The organism is Vibrio neptunius (assembly GCA_019339365.1).
Lineage (GTDB): Bacteria > Pseudomonadota > Gammaproteobacteria > Enterobacterales > Vibrionaceae > Vibrio > Vibrio neptunius.
In genome coordinates this window covers 482,985-501,842 of sequence record CP079860.1, presented here as the reverse complement: position 1 = coordinate 501,842, position 18,858 = coordinate 482,985, and the positions used below count along the sequence as shown (strand labels likewise).

At 44.6% G+C, this 18,858-nt stretch carries 10 protein-coding genes and 5 pseudogenes; 13 read left to right on the top strand and 2 right to left on the bottom strand.

The annotated features are described in order from the left end of the window. Nucleotide 1: 1 nt before the first annotated feature. Nucleotides 2-1,331: pseudogene (locus KW548_18925) on the bottom strand (anaerobic C4-dicarboxylate transporter). Between the two features lie 420 nt (nt 1,332-1,751). Here KW548_18925 and KW548_18920 point away from each other — a divergent pair. The 12 genes and pseudogenes from KW548_18920 (at nt 1,752) to KW548_18865 (ending at nt 14,470) form a co-directional block, all read left to right on the top strand. Then, the gene (locus KW548_18920; protein ID QXX09464.1) at nt 1,752-2,216 is read left to right on the top strand and encodes a low molecular weight phosphotyrosine protein phosphatase; all 465 of its coding nucleotides are present in this window, start codon (nt 1,752-1,754) and stop codon (nt 2,214-2,216) included. A 206-nt stretch (nt 2,217-2,422) separates the two neighbouring features. Then, on the top strand, nt 2,423-3,541 hold the full coding sequence (gene wecB / locus KW548_18915) for a UDP-N-acetylglucosamine 2-epimerase (non-hydrolyzing) (protein ID QXX09146.1): 1,119 nt from the start codon (nt 2,423-2,425) through the stop codon (nt 3,539-3,541). Nucleotides 3,542-3,558: 17 nt separating this feature from the next. Continuing rightward, nucleotides 3,559-4,800 carry a UDP-N-acetyl-D-mannosamine dehydrogenase VpsB gene (gene vpsB / locus KW548_18910; protein ID QXX09145.1) on the top strand — a complete coding sequence of 414 codons (1,242 nt, stop codon included), beginning with the start codon at nt 3,559-3,561 and terminating at the stop codon, nt 4,798-4,800. Nucleotides 4,801-4,865: 65 nt separating this feature from the next. Then, entirely contained in the window at nt 4,866-5,999 is a 1,134-nt protein-coding gene (locus KW548_18905; protein QXX09463.1) for a VpsD family glycosyltransferase, read from the top strand. Further along, nucleotides 5,996-7,427 (top strand): annotated as a pseudogene (locus KW548_18900) (oligosaccharide flippase family protein). The gene KW548_18905 and the pseudogene KW548_18900 overlap by 4 nt, the downstream one beginning before the upstream one ends. Continuing rightward, nucleotides 7,417-8,661 (top strand): annotated as a pseudogene (locus KW548_18895) (VpsF family polysaccharide biosynthesis protein). Before KW548_18900 ends, KW548_18895 begins: the two co-directional pseudogenes overlap by 11 nt. Beyond that, on the top strand, nt 8,654-9,154 hold the full coding sequence (locus KW548_18890) for a serine acetyltransferase (GenBank protein ID QXX09144.1): 501 nt from the start codon (nt 8,654-8,656) through the stop codon (nt 9,152-9,154). The pseudogene KW548_18895 and the gene KW548_18890 overlap by 8 nt, the downstream one beginning before the upstream one ends. An 11-nt stretch (nt 9,155-9,165) precedes the next feature. Then, nucleotides 9,166-10,493: pseudogene (locus tag KW548_18885) on the top strand (phenylacetate--CoA ligase family protein). Further along, on the top strand, nt 10,490-11,578 hold the full coding sequence (locus KW548_18880) for a glycosyltransferase family 4 protein (GenBank protein QXX09143.1): 1,089 nt from the start codon (nt 10,490-10,492) through the stop codon (nt 11,576-11,578). Before KW548_18885 ends, KW548_18880 begins: the two are co-directional and overlap by 4 nt. Continuing rightward, on the top strand, nt 11,575-12,741 hold the full coding sequence (locus KW548_18875) for an aspartate-semialdehyde dehydrogenase (GenBank protein ID QXX09142.1): 1,167 nt from the start codon (nt 11,575-11,577) through the stop codon (nt 12,739-12,741). The genes KW548_18880 and KW548_18875 overlap by 4 nt, the downstream gene beginning before the upstream one ends. Continuing rightward, nucleotides 12,738-13,469 carry a WecB/TagA/CpsF family glycosyltransferase gene (locus tag KW548_18870; protein QXX09141.1) on the top strand — a complete coding sequence of 244 codons (732 nt, stop codon included), beginning with the start codon at nt 12,738-12,740 and terminating at the stop codon, nt 13,467-13,469. The genes KW548_18875 and KW548_18870 overlap by 4 nt, the downstream gene beginning before the upstream one ends. 185 nt (nt 13,470-13,654) lie before the next feature. Further along, on the top strand, nt 13,655-14,470 hold the full coding sequence (locus KW548_18865) for an RbmA protein (protein QXX09140.1): 816 nt from the start codon (nt 13,655-13,657) through the stop codon (nt 14,468-14,470). Between the two features lie 32 nt (nt 14,471-14,502). Here KW548_18865 and KW548_18860 read toward each other — a convergent pair whose 3' ends face one another. Further along, nucleotides 14,503-15,717 (bottom strand): right-handed parallel beta-helix repeat-containing protein, encoded by a 1,215-nt coding sequence (locus tag KW548_18860; GenBank protein ID QXX09139.1) that lies wholly within the window; start codon nt 15,715-15,717, stop codon nt 14,503-14,505. A 269-nt stretch (nt 15,718-15,986) separates the two neighbouring features. Here KW548_18860 and KW548_18855 point away from each other — a divergent pair. Then, nucleotides 15,987-18,835: pseudogene (locus KW548_18855) on the top strand (hemolysin). The last annotated feature ends 23 nt before the right edge of the window (nt 18,836-18,858 follow it).

Here is an 18,858-nt window from a genome sequence, read left to right as displayed (position 1 = left end):
TTTAACCGATAACAACCTGACCTAGCACATATCCCAGGCAGCATGCCCCAATCACACCTATCAAGCCGACAGACATAAATGAATGGTTGAAATACCACTTACCGATTTTGGTTGTCCCGGAAGTATCAAAGTTCACCGTGGCGATATCCGAAGGGTAATTCGGGATGAAGAAATAGCCATAAACGGCAGGCATCAAACCAATCAATAGGGCAGGATCTGAGGCCGAGCCCGAGACCGACAGGGAGCATCATACGAGCAGTTGCTGCTTGTGAGTTGACCACAACAGAAACGATGAACAGCGCCAGAGCGAATGTCCAAGGGTAGCTGGTCACCATTTCAACGATACCTGATCGAAATTGAGGCATGGCATATTTAAAGTAAGTGTCGGACATCCATGCAATACCAAAGATGGCAATAGCGGCGACCATACCAGACTTAAAAACCACGCCGTTGGGGACATCTCGGGGGTCGGTTTTGGTTGCCAGCAAGATTACACCACCAAAACACAGCATCATCATCTGGATGATGACTGACATTTTTATTGGCTTATCGCCTTCAACGATAGTACGAATTTCCGGCACCATCGCAATAATGACAATGGTGACGATCGAGGCGAGAAAAATGAGGACTGCGTTACGTGCTGAAGTTGGCAATACTTCGTCGAGAGATGTAGCGGTTGTGCTGTCGATGCGCTTGCGCCATTCGGGATCTTTGAGCCTCGCTTGATACTCTGGGTCATCGTTCAGCTCTTTTCCTCGCTTCAGGCTGTAGAGAGACATCAGCAGAGTACCAAACAGTGTTGCAGGAACTGTCACCATCAGGATGGATAGCAAAGTGATGTCATGCTGAATATCGGCAAGCTGAGCGAGGTAGTAGACCACAGCTGCAGATATAGGTGATGCGGTAATCGCTATCTGAGAAGCCACTGAAGAAGCAGCCATCGGTCGCTCAGGACGAATGCCATTCTTTAGGGCCACATCGCCAATGATAGGCATGATGGAATAGACAGCATGGCCAGTACCCAAGAGAAAAGTCATTGAGTAAGTGACAAAAGGGGCGATGAGTGTGACGCGTTTAGGATTCTTGCGCAGGAGCCTTTCGGCCACCTGCAACATATACTTCAGACCACCAGCAGCTTCTAAGATAGATGCACAAGTCACGACTGCAAGAATGATCAACATGACGGTTACAGGTGGTGATGTGGGGGGCATCTTAAAGATGAAGACTTCAATGACCAACCCAATTCCTGACACAACGCCTAAACCGATTCCCCCGTAGCGTGAACCGATATAGAGCATCAACAACAGGAAGAGAAACTCAACATACAACATAGAGGATTTCCTTAGAACTATTATGGATAAGGTTATTGTCAGAAGCTGAAGGATAAATTTCTTAGTTAACTGTCACACAATATGGATCAGCTAGAATGGAAAGGACGTTCTAAGATGTTGCTCACAGAGATATCAATTTAAATTACTGGTTTTCAACATTTTTATCACATAAATAAAACGATATAGATAGCCCATGGCTAAGTAACAATAAGTTGTTGGAAGATTGAGCGTCTCTTTGGCGCAAGGGATTAGGATCAAATTACAACGGAGTATGATTAGAGTTAATGCTTAAATTTATCTTTGCTAAATGCTTTGCATACTCAAAATTGAGACAACTTCGATAACACCGATAAGATAACCTATAGCCGATTTATAGTTTGCAACAATAATATATAAAATTGGTTAGTCATTATGGGAAGTTTGCCTTCTATCCTTGTTGTCTGTATGGGCAATATATGCCGCTCACCACTCGCTGAAGTTGTTCTGAAAACAAAAGCACAGCAGCGTGGCATCGTTGTTAATATTGCCAGTGCAGGAACAATTCGTGATCAGGTTGGTAACTCACCAGACAAACAAGTGCAAGCTTTGGCGGATAAGTATGGCTACAGCCTAAATGGCTTGACGGCTACTCAGGTAAAGAAAGAAGATTTTTCTCACTATGACATGGTGTTAGCAGCAGATAGAGCCAATCTTGCCGCATTGTATGACCTCTGTCCTAGGGAGTACAGAAACAAGCTTGCTCTGTTCCTTTCGTATTCAGATATTGATGAAAATGAAATCCCTGATCCTTACAAGGGGAGTCGAATTCGTCACCAGAAAGTGTTTGAACTGATTGAACAAGGCAGCGACGACGTACTCAATTATATAACGTCAACAGCGGCATAAAATTAGTTGCCCAGTTATTAAAAATGAGACGCGCCAGAACGATGGTTTATTCATTGATATCCTGTTTTTCATCGTTATAAGGCTCATTTTTATTTCTCGTATTTTTCTTTTTGTCTGGCTGAGCGCAGGTTCAGTTGGGCAAATTTTATTTTAAGTTTTATCGGCAGCGATAAATGATTCTTGGCTAAATTCAGGGAACAAGTGTTGTGAAAAAGGTTTTGATTACGTTTGGGACGCGACCAGAAGCAATAAAAATGGCGCCTTTGGTTCACCAAATGAAAAGTGATGCTCGATTTGAAACCAAAGTATGTGTCACTGGACAGCACAGAGAGATGCTGCATCAAGTATTAGAGCTCTTCCACGTAGAGCCCGATTATGACCTTGATATCATGGAACCGGGTCAAACACTGACAACGGTAACGACCAAGATTTTGACAGGTATGGAAGGTGTGCTCAGCGAGTTTAAACCTGATGTGGTTTTGGTTCACGGGGACACAGCAACAACTTTGGGCGCAACGCTCGCCTCATATTACCAGCAAATTCAGGTTGGCCATGTTGAGGCTGGTCTTCGAACTGGAAACATCTACTCACCATGGCCTGAAGAAGGAAACCGGAAACTCACTGGTTGCCTAGCGAATTTCCATTTCGCACCAACCAACACATCACAAAATAATCTCGTTAATGAGAACGTACCAGCGGCTGATGTTCACGTCACGGGTAACACGGTTATCGATGCGCTGTTCATGATCCGCGACAAGATTGAAAACGATGCAGATCTTAGAGCAACACTAGACAGTGTGTTCCCAATGCTTGAGTCCGACAAGAAACTGATTTTGGTGACTGGCCATAGAAGAGAAAGCTTTGGTGGCGGTTTTGAACGCATCTGTCAGGCACTGTCTGATACCGCATTGCGTCATCCAGATTGCCAGATTTTGTATCCGGTTCATCTAAACCCGAACGTACAAGAACCAGTCAATCGCTTGCTCAAAAATATTCCAAACATTCATTTAGTCGAGCCTCAACAGTATCTGCCATTTGTTTATCTGATGAATAAGGCTCACATCATATTGACGGACTCTGGCGGTATACAGGAAGAGGCTCCATCTCTCGGTAAACCCGTTTTGGTTATGCGAGATACCACTGAAAGACCTGAAGCTGTGGAAGCCGGAACGGTCAAACTGGTAGGTACGGACAGCGATTTGATTTGTCGCGAGCTAACTCAGCTTTTGACTGATCAAACAGCTTATGAATCCATGAGTCAGGCCCACAATCCGTATGGTGACGGTCTGGCTTGCCAAAGAATTGCAGATATTTTAGCGCTTTAAAGATTAAGGAACACACAATGTTTAACAAGGTTTCAGTTGTCGGCTTGGGTTACATCGGCTTGCCAACCGCTGCGGTGATCGCTTCTCGAGGAATTGAAGTTATCGGTATTGATGTCAACCAGCATGCAGTGGATACCATTAATCAGGGTGAGATCCATATTGTTGAACCGGATTTGGATATCGTTGTTCGCAGTGCGGTAATGACAGGTAAACTAAAGGCAACAACCGTTCCTGAAGCCGCCGATGCCTTTATGGTTGCGGTTCCGACACCATTTAAAGGCGAGAACCACGAGCCAGATCTGAGTTATATAGAGAGTGCGGCTAAGGCGATTGCGCCAGTACTTGAAAAAGGTAACTTAGTGGTACTGGAAAGTACCTCACCAGTGGGGGCTACTGAAAAAATGGCTGGCTGGTTAGCAGAAGCTCGCCCTGACCTGACGTTCCCACAGCAAAGTGGAGATGCTGCTGATATTAAAGTTGCCCATTGCCCTGAGCGTGTTTTACCGGGTTATGTCCTACAGGAGCTGGTGAGCAACGATCGCGTGATTGGCGGCATGAGCGATGCCTGTAATAAGCGTGCTGTTGAACTTTATCAAACCTTTGTGCGCGGAGAATGTATTCTCACGAATTCTCGTACGGCGGAAATGGCTAAGCTGACTGAAAACTCATTCCGTGATGTGAATATTGCTTTCGCCAATGAACTGTCCCTTATTTGTGAAAAATTGAAGATCAATGTTTGGGAACTGATCAAGCTTTCTAATCGCCACCCACGTGTGAATATTCTTAACCCAGGCCCTGGTGTCGGTGGACATTGTATCGCTGTTGACCCATGGTTCATCGTCAACAGCTGCCCAGATGAAGCAAAAGTGATTGCAATGGCTCGTGAAGTTAATGATGGCAAGCCTCTTTGGGTGATTGATCAGGTTAAACAAGCCGCGGATGAATTTAAAAAGCCAGTGATCGCTTGTTTAGGCTTGGCGTTTAAAGCGGACATTGATGACTTGCGTGAGAGCCCTGCGCTGGACATTACCACTCAGCTTGCCAATGAAAATGTTGGTCAGGTGATCGCTGTCGAGCCTAACATTGCTTCGCTGCCTGAAAACCTCGTTAAAGCGGGAGTTGAATTTATGGATCTGGAGCGTGCTCTTGAAGTAGCGAATGTGGTTGTGGTCCTTGTCGATCATAAGCAGTTCAAAGCCGCAGACAAACTCGCTTTCAGCAAGAAAGTGGTCATTGATACAAGAGGTGTTCTGGCGTGATATGAGTCAGAGAGTGAAGTGGCTCAGTCATTCACTCTCTGAGCCTTCTCGCTAAAGGTTCGATGATGAAAAAAGTCCTCCTAGTGATGCCATTGAGTACCCTTAAATGGGGAAGTGATAATGCCGGAGGCGTTGACTCCGTCTGTCAGCAAATAGTTCAGTCACTTGAGTTCAGCGCGCCTAAGGGTTTTGAGTATGAAATTCTGGCAATTAAGGTAGGTTCTTCTCAACAAGAGTTGAACCAAAGGATTCAGCTCAATGAGCGAACTCATATCACTTTCATTGCTAGCAAAGGGAAAATTCTAGGGGTACCTGTACCAGGCTTTGTTTTTCAGAACGTTAAGCTACGTGAGCTTGCTCGTCGCTTTCAGCCTGACGTGATCCACAGCCACCTGCCGAGTCTACCTTTGTTACCAACTGGTAATGCTCACTCTGTGATTACCTTGCACTCATTGGGCAAAGTCGCTAGAAAACGTCGTAGTTGGCTCAACAACTTAATTTTTGAAACCGTGCTTCCAGCATTCAGTTTACGATCTGCGGATCGGTTAACTTATGTTGGTGATATCTTGTTTGATTCTTTACCAAACGCTTTGCGTGCAAAAGCGCACAAGGTGGGCAATCCGGTGAATGACGTTTACTTTAAGCAAACAAAAAGATCAACGTCAGAGACATTACGTTTGGTGACTTGCTCTTTAATCTCACCACGCAAGCAAGTCGACCGGATCATCAGGTTGTTGTCTCAGTTAGCGAATACAGTTGATGTTGAGCTACAGATTATTGGTCCTGTCGACGAGAATTATGCCAGAGAGCTTAACATGCTGGCAGAAGAATTAGGTGCTTCGGAAAAAGTGGCTTGGCTTGGCCCGATGAATGTTGAACAGATTAAGCAGGTTTATGCAGACTCTGATGTTGGAGTCTTTCTTTCCCGAGAGGAAACATTTGGTCTTGCACCGCTGGAAAAGCTGGCTTCTGGTCTACCTGTTATCGCGACTAAAGTGGGTATCTTACAGGAAGAAGAAACCTACTTCCGTGCTGCTGGTGTGCACTACACACTGGCCGATGGTTCTGAAAAAGAAACTGAAAACGTTTTGCAGTTTTTGCGCGATTTACCTGCGGTGGATACTGAATCTTTGAAAGCGAAGTTTTCACCACGTGCTGTGGTCGATGAGTATCAAAAGCTCTACGGAGAGTTGTTGTGATCAAAAAGTTGTTCACCTATGCTCCTGTTCAGATCTTTTCTGCTTTAAGTCTGTTTGCACTTATTGCAGTACAGACTCGTTTTCTATTACCTGAAGAATATGGCTTGCTTGCTGTCTTAATGGTCATAGTCGAAGCATCGCGCTCCGTGTTAGTACAGTGGATCAATAATTGTCTGATTCGATTCTACCCGAGTGCTGAACCGGCTCGGCAGAAGCAGATCGGCGCGACGCTTATTCGTTGGTTGATTGGTAATCTTCTCTTCTCTTTCTTTGTTGTTGGCGCTTTGATTGCCTTGCTGGCAGAGTTTGAATGGCGCGTCTTTTTTTGCGGTGTACGCTTTTTTCGTTACTAAAGCCCTCTATTTGTTCGTGATTGAATATGCGCGTGTAAACCAAAAAGCGGGTCATTACCGCCGATCTGTCATGATGCAGGCTATCCTGTCGATCTTCGTCACTGTACTACTACTCTCACTAACGCCTACCTTAGAAATGGCGATGGTCTCTTTAGTAGTGAGTTATTTGGTAGGGTTTGCAATATGTGCTAGTGCCTTAGAGTGGAATAGAAAACATATTCCAGAAACCACGTTGAAAAAAGCGCTATTCTCATACGGCGCACCACTTATGTTGTCTGGCCTACTGGGCATACTGGCAGCAAGGAGCGACCGTCTATTTATTGCTAATCTCACTGGGCTTGAACAAGCAGGGCAGTATGCCGCGATTGCGAATCTTTTATTCGGCATTATGGCATTGGTTTTTATGGCCATTGCTCTACCGCTTTACCCAGAACTCACCAAGCTTACCGAAGACAGGACGCGCCTAATTGCTAAGCATAAGATGTATAGCGGCTTGCTGTTTGCACTCAGCTTGCCCGCGACTATAGGCCTGTGTTTACTCGCTCCCGCACTAGTGGGTATTTTCCTTGGTGACGCGTACGCAGACATCGACATAACCACGTTTTACTTGGTCGCCGCTGCCGCTTTACTGTTTAATTTACGTGCGCATTTCTTTGATCATGGTTTGCAGTTCACACTACAAACCAAGTACGTACCTTTGATTATGGCGGTGGTATTACTTGTACAAGTGTTGGCAGCTTTTGCTCTTATTCCTCAATTGGGTGCGCTGGGAGCAGCAATCGGCATTCTATTGGCCATGTTTGTTGGTCTGTTGATAACCGCCTTTGTTGGTTGTAAGGCTGGATATCGATACCCTGTTCCCGAATCAGCGCTAAAAACAGTTATCGCATCAGGTGTGATGGCGCTAGCGATTCTTGTTGTTCAGCCACTCCTTGGTTCTATCAACGATGTCTTGGTTCTCATTATTTCGATTGGTATAGCTTTGGTCACTTATGTTCTGGTGCATTTTCTGTTGAACAGTTTTGAGATTCGTTCATCTCTACTCAAGCTGAGGGGTAGACGACGTGTTGTCTAAGATCTATCTGCTACCTTTTGTCGCTATTACATCATCGATTCTCCTTGGCGGTTACATGTTAGAAGACCTTGGGGTACCGTACGTATCTCAAGGGGATCACCGCTATTTAAAATCCATTTGTACTCTTATCTGGTTTTGCTGGGGTTTGGATTGGTTTTTCTGTGTGATGGGATGAAAGGAATCTCTCACCGTTTAGGCAGCTATTACCGTTTTTTGGCTGATTGCGTTGGCATGCAACGTGTTCGTGATCCTATATGGCTTTGCTATTCATGGTTCTTCAGGGATGGCCTATTTAGTCAATACGTTTTTAGCGCCAGTGTTGATCGTGCCGTTACTGGCTTACCTTAAAGATAATCAAAAGTCTTTTCTACTCAATCTGATTGCTTACCTAATATTGCTTAACTCGCTTGTGGCGGTGATGGAATATATGCTCCATTTTCGTCTGGTCAATGTTGAGTTTCAGGAATTTTCTTTCTTTCGTTCAACGGCATTTCTGACTCACCCGCTTAACAACGCACTGATAACGGTCAGCATTGCGCTGCTCGTTGCTAACAAAACCAAGCTACCCAGCTTTGTGTATATATTGATTGTTGCGCTTGCGTTGTTCGCATTCGGCGGTAGAGCCGCGTTAGCGATCTTTATTTTTGCGGTATCGGTGTCCTTTGCTCCCATGCTGTGGAAAGCCATCACTCAGGGCATTCCTGACAATAAACAAAAAATCGCTCTTTTTATGCTGATCGGATATGTCGCATTCTGGGTTGGTGCGTACCTGCTGGTTGAGTCTGGCATTACGGAACGAATTGCATCAAAGCTCTATATTGATGGCAGTGCGTCGGCTAGATTAGACGTATTCTACTTAATCGATCAATTAAGTGTTCGAGAGTGGATATTTGGTGCTAGCCATCGTCTACTTGAGTCGATTGAGCTCTACTTAGACATTGATGTCATAGAAAACTATTTGGTCGGTTGGGTTTTCACTTTTGGGCTTGTAGGCGCTGTGCCTCTGTTTGTGACGGTTTTTATGCCTTTGGGCTACTTTGCTGTAACAGGCAACTACATTGAACGCGTAACTATCTTGTCTTTTGCTCTGGTCAGTATTACCAATAACTCTCTTACAACAAAAACCCCAGCATTGCTTCTACTTTTCACTTGTCTGTACTTAGCTAAGTCACTTAGGGAAAGGTTGCTAGCTCCTCAGAATTCTCATTTAAACTCAGGTTGTTCACATGCCTAATGCTATCGTTCTATATCGCATCGCACGTTGGTTCTATCTAAAAAAAGTACCGATAATTCCCGAAATATTTCAGCTATTTATATTCGTTATATATGGAAGTCGAGTCTCTGCCAAGTGTCAGATTGGTAAAGGGAGCATGTTTGCTTACAAAGGGATGGGCGTATTACTTCATGACCGAACGGTGATTGGAGAAATGTGCAGCATAGGTGTCGGTTGCAAAACAGCGGGTAAAGGCCCTTATCGAGAGGTACCTCGAATAGGTCATCGTGTTTATCTTGGCCCCAATAGCATACTCATTGGCCCAATTATTGTTGGTGACAATGCGATCATCGGCGCAAATAGTGTGGTGACAAAAAGCGTCCCAGAAGGTGCCATTGTTGGTGGGGTTCCAGCCAAAATTATTGGCTGGGTAAAAGACAACGATTATGACATTCATGACAATCGTTCTGACGTTGAAGGGACAGCACCATTCCTTCAGGACCTCCGTGGCTAGGGGATAGTAACGTGTATACCTCGTCGATATATAAGAAATCGCCAATATTTATTCAGAACGTAATGGTGTCTTTACGAGACCTAGTGCGTGCGGCCATTCGTAGTGAAAAACGTGTCGCAGGTTTGAAGCGTCAGCTTAGAGAAAATGAATACTCTCATGATGCACTCAAGGCCTTTTGTGATAAGCAACTTGAAGCGGCATTGCTACGCGCGAAAGGTACTGCTGCTTATGGAGAACATCAACATCTAGAGCAGTTTGCGTTTATTGATAAACAAGATGTCAAAGCCTCGCCGGATGCTTTTCTCAACACACAGATCAAACCTAAAGTGACAGTGAAGGGCAGTACCAGTGGCACAACAGGTACGCCTCTCTCGATCCCACAAGATCTCAATTCGGTGCTTAGGGAGCAGGCGTTTGTCTCTCGTCATTTAGAGTGGGCGGGCTACCAAAAAGGCGACAAGCGAGCGTGGATTCGTGGTGATGTAGTCGTGCCACTATCTCAGAAATTTGGCCCTTATTGGCGCTATTCTATCTTTGAAAACATGATTCTAATGTCGTCGTTTCATCTGACAGCGGATGCGATTCCAGATTATCTGACAGCAATGGAAGAGTATGGCGTTGATATCATCCAAGCGTATCCATCCTCAATCGCTACGCTCGCCAAGTTCCTAGAAAGTAAGGACTGGTATTACCGAGGCAAATTAAAATCTATCGTGACCTCTTCGGAATCCCTCTCACAAGAAGATAGGGAGGTCATTGAGAAACGTTTTCAGTGCAAGGTGTTTGATTGGTATGGGTTGTTTGAGCGTGTCGCGGCAATAGGTAGTTGTGAGCATGGCAATTATCACCTGATTTCCGATTATTCGCATGTTGAATTTCTAGACTGTGGTGATGGTAAACATGAGATTGTTGGTTCGAACTACAACAATGCACTTTATCCCCTAATACGCTATCGCACGGGGATCACGTTGTGCTTTCATCAGAGCAATGTTGTCCATGTGGACGAACTTATCCTGTGATCGAGAAAATCGAAGGGCGTGTGGGCGACTTCCTGCTGGGTGAAGATGGGCAGAAAATCCACATCCTCAACCATATACCAAAAGGTATAGAGGGGCTAATAAGCTGTCAGTTTGTGCAAGAAAAAGCAGAATCAATCAAAGTATTAGCTGTCGTTGATGAAGCCAAGTTTACGACGCAGCAGGAACAGCAACTCATCACCAACACTAATGAGCGCGTTGGACAGAGCATGCAAGTTGATGTGATACGAGTGGATGCATTACCGAGAACGAAAAATGGCAAAGTGCGTCAGGCAGTATGCAGTGTGGAGAATAAATTTTGAAAAAAACCATCAATCTGACCATTGCGACTGACATTAAAGGACAGGGTGGAATTGCAACGGTCTTGAGTGTTTATCATCAATCCGGTTTTTTTGCTGACAATGCGGTAAGACTGATCGCTACTCATTCTACCAATAATCGACTGGGTGGCGTTGGAGCATTGCTGCTTTATATCAACGCATTGATTAAAGTTTTGTTCTACTTTGTGTTTTATCGCGTTGGATTAACCCACATTCATGTTGCCTCAAGAGGAAGCTACTTACGCAAATCAGTACTTGTGCGATTGATTAAAGTGCTGGGTGGTAAAGTGATCTTGCACTTACACGGCGCTGAGTTTCGTGATTTCTATGCGAATGAGTGCGATGAAAATAGAAAGAAACACATTCGTGACACTTTTGAAATGTCAGATGTGGTGATTGTTCTATCTTCTCAGTGGATTGACTGGGCGAGAGAGACTTTTCGTCGTTCGGAGCATTTCCAGTTGGTGTATAACGCCGTGCCATCACTTGAGCTTAATGCTTCCGCTACTTCTTCATCAACCATCAGCTTTCTAGGAAGAGTGGGTGAGCGCAAGGGCGTTCATGACCTCCTCACAGCCATGGTTAGAGTCAAACAGCAATGCCCTGACGCTAAGCTTGTGATCGGAGGAGATGGCGAAGTTGAAAAGTACCGTGCGATGGCACGGGATTTAGGGCTTGAATCCCATGTAGAGTTTTTGGGATGGGTTTCTGGTCACCACAAGCTCGACTTACTGAGACAGACTCAAATTTATTGCCTGCCTAGCTACAACGAAGGATTTCCAATGGGCGTGTTGGAGGCGATGTCGGCTGGTATTGCCGTAGTGTCCACTTACGCTGGTGGTATTCCTGATGCGATATCTCATGGCAAGGAGGGCACTCTCGTAGAAGCTGGGGACTCAGAGGCCTTGGCTGATGCGCTTATTGAACTACTGACTAATCAAGAAATGAATCAACATTATACCCAAAATGCGAAACAGAAATTCGATCAGCACTTTTCTGTACAAGCAATCATTCCTCAGGTGCAGCGTATTTATGATGCCGTGCTTCGCCAAAGGAGCCGCGCATGATCAATGACATTCGTTGTTCACTTTTAGACGACGCGATTAACAATGACTTTGCAGGTTTTGATCCATTTGACGGATTAAATGCTCGTCTTTTCGATACTTTCCCGCGTTTACGCAATTCACTATTCGGCCTTGCATGGATTCAGATGTTCAAACGCTCGAATGTTAATATGCGCCACTTTCTGGGAGTTCTGAAAAAGCGCAACCCGAAAGGGGTTGCTTTATTTATCTCAGGGATGCTAGAGCAATATCAGGCTAATCAGGAGACTCGCTTACTTGAAGAAGCTCAGAAACTAGCCGACTGGTTGATGGAGAATCAGTGCAGTGCAGAAACATGGGGCGCTTCCTGCTGGGGATACCACTTTGACTGGAAAGCACGGGCCTTTTTTGTACCCAAGGGTAAACCCAACGTCATATCAACCATCTACGTAAGCAGAGCGTTGTTCGACCTTGGAAAACTGATCAACAACCAACGCTATGTTGATGCGGCATGTTCCAGTGCGGATTTTATTGTTGAGCACTTATACACAGAAGATCAGCAACGCCAATTTTTTGCCTATATTCCGGGAGAAAAAGCGTTTGTTCATAACGCGAGTCTGTGGGCCGCAGCATGGGTTGGGTTTGTTGGTTCTGAAACCGCCAATGCTAAATATCAAGAGCTTGCGCGAACGGTTGCTTGGCAAAGTGTTAACGAGCAGTCTGCTGATGGTAGTTGGGTGTACGGTGCTCGCAGTCACCATCAGTTTATTGATGGTTTTCATACTGGTTATAACCTCGAAGCGTTGTACGAACTGAAACATTCACTGCAAACCGACGAGTTTGACGAGTCGATTGACCATGGACTGGCTTATTACAAAACGCACCTTTTTGAAGCAGATGGGACTGCAAAATACTACCATAATAACCGGTATCCACTTGACCCCCACTCAGTCGCTCAAGCAGCGATCACCTTGATTAAGGTAGGGGGAACGCAAAAAGATTTGGACATGGCAGGTCAAGTACTCAACTGGTCTGTCCAAGAGCTTTACCTCTCAGACAAAAAACAATTTGTTTATCAAAAGACCGCCCGTACAACCAACACGATTAACTATGTACGGTGGACTCAAGCTTGGATGTACTTGTCGATGAGTATTTATTTAAAGAACCACAAAGGAGAAAAGTCATGAGTCGAGTGACATTCTTGGGCAGTCCAATGGACACAATGACCATGGCACAAACCGTTGAATCGATTAAACATCGTATTGAAACCGGAACGTTTACTCAACATGTGGTTGTCAATGTTGCCAAGTTAGTCAACATGAAAAAAGATCAGGAGCTGGCACAATCTGTGACCGAGTGTGACATCATCAATATTGATGGTATGGGGGTTGTATGGGGTGCACGATTTGTTGGTCATAAGATTCCTGAGCGCGTTGCGGGTGTGGATCTGTTTCATAACCTCAATGCCATGGCGGAAACGGAAGCGTTCCCTGTGTTTTTCCTGGGAGCAAAACAAGACGTGGTAGAGAAGACGGCTCAAGTTATGCAGGCCAAGCACCCAGAGCTTAATATCGCGGGATACCACCACGGCTATTTTTGGGATAACGAAGAAGCTTTAGTCAAAAAGATCAAACAGTCCGGGGCAAAATTGCTGTTTGTGGCCATCACATCGCCAAAGAAAGAAAACTTCATTAATAAATGGCGCGATGAACTAGGTGTTGACTTCGTGATGGGCGTAGGTGGGACATTTGATGTGGTTGCTGGCAAAGTCAATCGAGCCCCAGTCTGGATGCAAAACGCTGGTTTGGAGTGGTTTTACCGAGTGATTCAAGAGCCAAGAAGAATGTGGAAGCGTTATTTGGTGACAAATTCAAAGTTTGCTTTTTTGTTACTGAAAGAGCGTTTTGGTAAATAACCTAATCTGCCTACAAATTCCTTAATGTGACTTTTATCACCAAGCAAATGTAACAACTGAAAATATTTTCTTTGATTAATAACTGTAATTATTACCCAAGGTGTTATTTGAATATAAAATATTCAGTTGTTACTCTTCGTTCTGCCCTATTAATCAACTCTATTTATTAACAATTTGGTGTGGAAATGAAAAAACTATGTATTGCTCTACTTTCGGGTAGTTTAGCGTTCAGCACTCCTTTATCTGTCTTTGCTGTAGAGAGTAAAGTGGCGAACGAAGAATTTCTCCTTGATGCACAAATTCAGCTTTCAAAAAATGAGATACCGACAGAAGGTGGTTATTTATCTGCAAATATTAACTTAACAAATATTGGCGATGAAGAGGCTGACCTTAAGTATTGGGTATCTGTCACAGGGCCTAAAGGTATAGTGTTTCCTGCCAAAGCTGTTGTCGGCGTTAATAGTTCTGAATTTGACAGTGAAAATATTGAAGAAGGTTCGGCGTTGCATATTGAGCGTGGTATTTGGGTGCGTGAATATATGGATGACGGCCTATATAAAGTGGCAGTAGAAGGCGTTAACGTAAAGACTGGCAAAACGTTTTCAAAATCAGAGAGCTTTGCTAAAGGTGTGAGTATTGAACAACCAGCTACAATCGACGGCTTGATACTTGAGTCCTATGTTGTCAACGATACCACTTACCCAAGTGAAGGTGGCTATTTGATTCTTGATCTCCAAGCTCATAATACCAGAACGGAAGCGGCTAACATTGAGTTCTGGGTTACCGCAATTGGCCCTGATGGTTTAGCGATTCCTGTTCATGCTCGAGTGTTGGAAACGGTCCCCGCTTTGGAAGAGCTCAGTATTATTCGCGGATTTACTTTAGACGCGAGCTATCCAGACGGCGAGTACACTATAGTACCGCAACTGTATGATGTAGATAGCGGTCAGCGTGTTGAAGGCGCTCTTAAAGTATATAAAGGTAACGCTGTTGTAAAATAGCTATATATTAAAAGCCCTGATTTATCAGGGCTTTAATTTCCATCGACTTTTATTGTTTTCTTATTTTCTTCTACTTTAATATTTCCAGATACAGTATCAATCGATAAAAAATCACACTCCGAACCTTCATCATATTGGTTACCGATAATATTAACGTTTTTAAAAGAATAGCCGCTATTCTGACTATAAGTTCGAATTATTTTTTTATATTTATTTTCACTAGTTCCTTCGCAAGTGATATTAGAAAAACGATTGTGTGATATAGAAATATTCTCAACGGATCTAGTTGGTGATTCTTTAGCTGAAAAACTTTGTAACCGGATGCCCATGGTACTATCAAAAATGTCGTTGTGCTGGAAATCAATATTTCCCCAATCCACAGGTTGCTCTGCTCGTGTGTTTGGGAACACATTCATAATAAAGCCGGAGATATTGTCGAATTTGTTGTCTTTCACTGTGACATTAGTGTAATAGCTGATTTCTAATGCAGTACTGCTTATGTTTCTGAAAGTATTATGGAAAACCGTTGCGTCTTCAACTTGCTTTCGGCTCGATAATTTAAGAGTACATCCCTGAAATAGATTATATTCGAACGTGATGTTTTGTGTGCCGGGGACATTGGAGCCTTGCGTTGCTTGGGTCGTTGTGACCTGACCACAGTTGCGAAACGTGTTGGCGAACAAGATCGCATTTTGTGAGGGTGAGTCTGTAGGATTGGGTCCTGTCGTTACTCGCAAGGCAGCATCGCCGAAGTTCTCAAAGGTATTATTCGATAAGTGAGATTCAGATGTACTGGCAAGGTAAACTCCTTGTTCTCCCCAGACCTGATTCACATCGCCATTATTGAGGCCGAGAAAATGAATGCCACTAATGAACATACCTTGAGCTTCTTTGATATACAGCAGATATTCGCCAACGAAATCAGAGCACTTACGTAATACTGAACCCTGACTACCAATTAAGGAAATTTGCTCGGTGTTGGTTAAGTATAGTGTTTGACATACGTCGTATACCCCTGGAGGGAAAACCAGAATGTCGCCTGGATTGAGAGAAGAGAGCGCCGTCTGAATCGCTTGGCTATCATCCTTAGAATCGTTGCCGACGGCACCAAATTGATCTAAACGAAACACCCTGTCCTGACAAATCGAGGGTAGAGAGAATAGAGCAAGAGTGAATAGCAACAGTATTTTCATATTAAACTGACCTAGCTTGGGCACCGGTGCGTGTTGTCGAATTATGGATGCCATTCTATACGCCGTCGTCTATTGAGATAAAAGTTTTTATCTTTTGTCTGTAAAATGAAGCAATATCCCAGTTTAAATGTCTCGTTTCTAAGATGTCTCATTATTGAAGCGGGAAATTCTCGTTTAATTGTTGAACAGAACAAATTCCATACAGATAATCGGCGCGAAACAATCCTAACCGCTTATGTCTGGATTAAACAACGTAACGGAAGAATTACGCCAGTCTTGAGCAATACATTTATTTGGCAACAAATCAGCGAAGGGTGTTCTTAATGGAACGTAAATTATTAGCAGTGGTATTTGGCTCAATTGCATTAGCCAACATAAGCTTGCCTGCCCATGCATCCGAACCTATGGGATGCATTATCAGTCAGCAGTCAGGGGAAAAGTATTGCCTTAAAGCGGGAGAACGCTCAGGCTACTCACTTCCAAATTGGATCTATGCGCATCCGGTCGACGTTCTCGCACCGAGTGGTGTTTCTGTGATGTTGAGTGACTGGGATAACCTGTCATACAACAGACTGGCCGTTTTTGATTCCTACACGTCAAACGAACAACTTAAAAACGTCAAGGCATATAACGGTCGTTACTTAGACTTTTCTAAACCTCGCTCTATGCGTGTGCTTGCGTCAGAGCAATACCCAGAAGCGTGTATCGTTAGTTTGGAGAGTGGCGAACGATACTGTTTGAAGGAAGGTCAACGTTCTGGTTATTCGTTACCCGACTACATTAAAGGTCATGAAGTAGAAGTACGAGCTCCACAAGGGCTTGGAGTCATGCTCAGTGACTGGGATAACCTTTCATACAATCGCTTAGCGGTGTTTGGAGGTTATAAAACTAATAGTCAGCTTGAATCTGTGAAGGCATACAACGGCGAGACCCTCGATTTTTCTAACCCACGCTCTATGCGAGTTTTGGCTTACACTGAGCCAGATAAAAAAATCGAGACTGAGCTGAAATGGTCTTGGCAGGGTAGCAGCTTTAAACCTGAGTCTGATCAGGTGATGGTTACGCCAGTTACCGCTCAGCTTAACGACGACAACGGTGATGGTCGAATCGACAATCAAGACGTCGCAGATGTGATTGTTGTAACGTTTGAAGGCAGCAATTATTCAAGTGGTGGTCTTGTTCGTGCTTTGAGTGGCGTCGATGGTTCAGAGCTATGGAGCTATGACAATGGTGGTGTTACTGCGGATGCTCGCTACAGCCCAGCTGTTGCTGATTTAGACCACGACGGTGTTGTTGAGATTGTCACGACCAGTACAGGCAGCGATGTTATCAAAGTACTCGACAATAACGGTAACGTGAAAAAGCAGATCGCTACGGCTGAATCTGGATGGCGGACGGTAGGAGACATTGCCTTGGCCGATTTGGATGGCGATGGTGATATTGAAATTCTGTCTGCGGATGGCGTCTACGATTATCAATCTGGACAGCTTGTGTTCAGCCATTCTTGGTCCCCAGCATCAATCAGTGGTGACTTTGACGGCGATAATCGTCAGGAAGTTTTTGCTGATGGTACTTTGTTCCAAAGCTCAGGGGCTGTTGACTGGCAGTATAACGCAGCGGATAAAGTCTGGTTCTCTTCTTTAGTTAACCTTGACTCAGATAAGAACCCTGAATTGGTTGTTTCCGTTCCTGCGAGTTACTCATCTGCACAAAACAGTTCGCTGGCGGTATTGGAGCACGATGGAACAACTAAGTGGGAAATCACCAACGAAAATAACCCAGGTGGTGGAGTTCAAGCGGTTTCCAGTTTCCTAGCCGCTTACAGTGAGTCAGTTTCTCAGCAGACAGAAGTGTTTGGTTACGAAAAAGGCAACGCAGAATCGGCGCAGGTTGGTGATGACAATCTGTTGTACGTGCGCTCCGGTGCTGCAATCGATGCCATTGGTACATCTGCTCATAACACGATTGGTGGCAATGGTGGGGCGCTTCGTGATCCTATCGAGCTTTCTCAAGTGACGGCAATTGACGTTACTTATGGGAAATACTTCTGGGGGGGCGTCATCTCCTAGCCATGGAGTTTTCTCTGAAGAATGGTTCATCTGTAATGGTGGGCTCGAAAAACTATGGCTACCATCTGCAAACTAAGCGCTTTGTTCTCCCTGAAGGGGAGAGAGTGACTGGCGTTAACGTTTGGTCGCAAGGCTGGTTGGTCGAAGGGGTTCAGTTTGAGACGGCAACAACAGCAGGCACCGACAACATTGGTATTGTTTACGCTGGTTACAAAGCGGTCGACATGTACAATGCTAAAGGTGAGTTGGTCTGGTCGGTTGAAAACGACGACATTGGCAGTGGCAAGATTGGTGTTTCTGCATACGACTTTGATGCTGATGGCATTGATGAAGTGCTTGTTCAGGATCATTTCAAAGTACGTATCCTTGATGGACAGACGGGTAAAGAGCTGGCTGTTATTGAAAACTCGACCGGAACATTGTGGGAGTATCCAATCGTTGTTGACCTCGAGGGCGATAACAATGCTGAAATGATTGTGGTCGCAAACAACTACGACAGCAAGTATCGTATTAACAAGGGCGTGTATGTGTACCAGTCTGCTCAGGCTGACAAACCATGGACCAACGCGACGCGTATCTGGAACCAGCACTCGTTCAACCTGACGAATATTACTCAGGCTGGACAAATTCCAGAAACGTATCAGCCAAGCTGGCTAAGCCACAACACTTACCGATCGAGCACGCTACGCGCGGGAAAAACGGAATTTTCTCCTATCTTTGGCTACCCAAGTGGTGATGTTCAAAAAACGCAAGTGAAAGCGAGCAATTTGCTGCACGTGCGTTCTGGTCTAGCAATTGATGCGGTTGGCACAGATCTTAATGCACTGATTGGTGGTAACGGAGGCGCGTTACGTAACCCAGTTGATTTGAGCCAAGTAGAGAGTATTGAAGTTAGCTCGGGTCACTACCATTGGGGTGGTAACCATATTGTAGCGTTGAAATTTAAGTTCAAGAATGGCTCCTCTATCATGATGGGCTCTAAAGGCTATGCTTCGCCAATCAAAGTCGAAACTTTCGATATCCCTAAGGGTAAGCAAATCAAAGCGATCAATGCTTGGACTGCGGGTTGGTTAGTTGACGCGATTCAGTTCGAATTGAACTGATAGCTTGATTAAAACGCCTCACT

Excerpts from the sequence above, each read along its gene's own strand:
- KW548_18875 (QXX09142.1), top strand. The coding sequence starts at position 11,575 with ATGATCAATGACATTCGTTGTTCACTTTTAGACGACGCGATTAACAAT.
- KW548_18865 (QXX09140.1), top strand. The coding sequence starts at position 13,655 with ATGAAAAAACTATGTATTGCTCTACTTTCGGGTAGTTTAGCGTTCAGC.
- KW548_18870 (QXX09141.1), top strand. The coding sequence starts at position 12,738 with ATGAGTCGAGTGACATTCTTGGGCAGTCCAATGGACACAATGACCATG.
- vpsB (QXX09145.1), top strand. The coding sequence starts at position 3,559 with ATGTTTAACAAGGTTTCAGTTGTCGGCTTGGGTTACATCGGCTTGCCA.
- KW548_18890 (QXX09144.1), top strand. The coding sequence starts at position 8,654 with ATGCCTAATGCTATCGTTCTATATCGCATCGCACGTTGGTTCTATCTA.
- KW548_18905 (QXX09463.1), top strand. The coding sequence starts at position 4,866 with ATGAAAAAAGTCCTCCTAGTGATGCCATTGAGTACCCTTAAATGGGGA.
- KW548_18860 (QXX09139.1), bottom strand. The coding sequence starts at position 15,717 with ATGGCATCCATAATTCGACAACACGCACCGGTGCCCAAGCTAGGTCAG.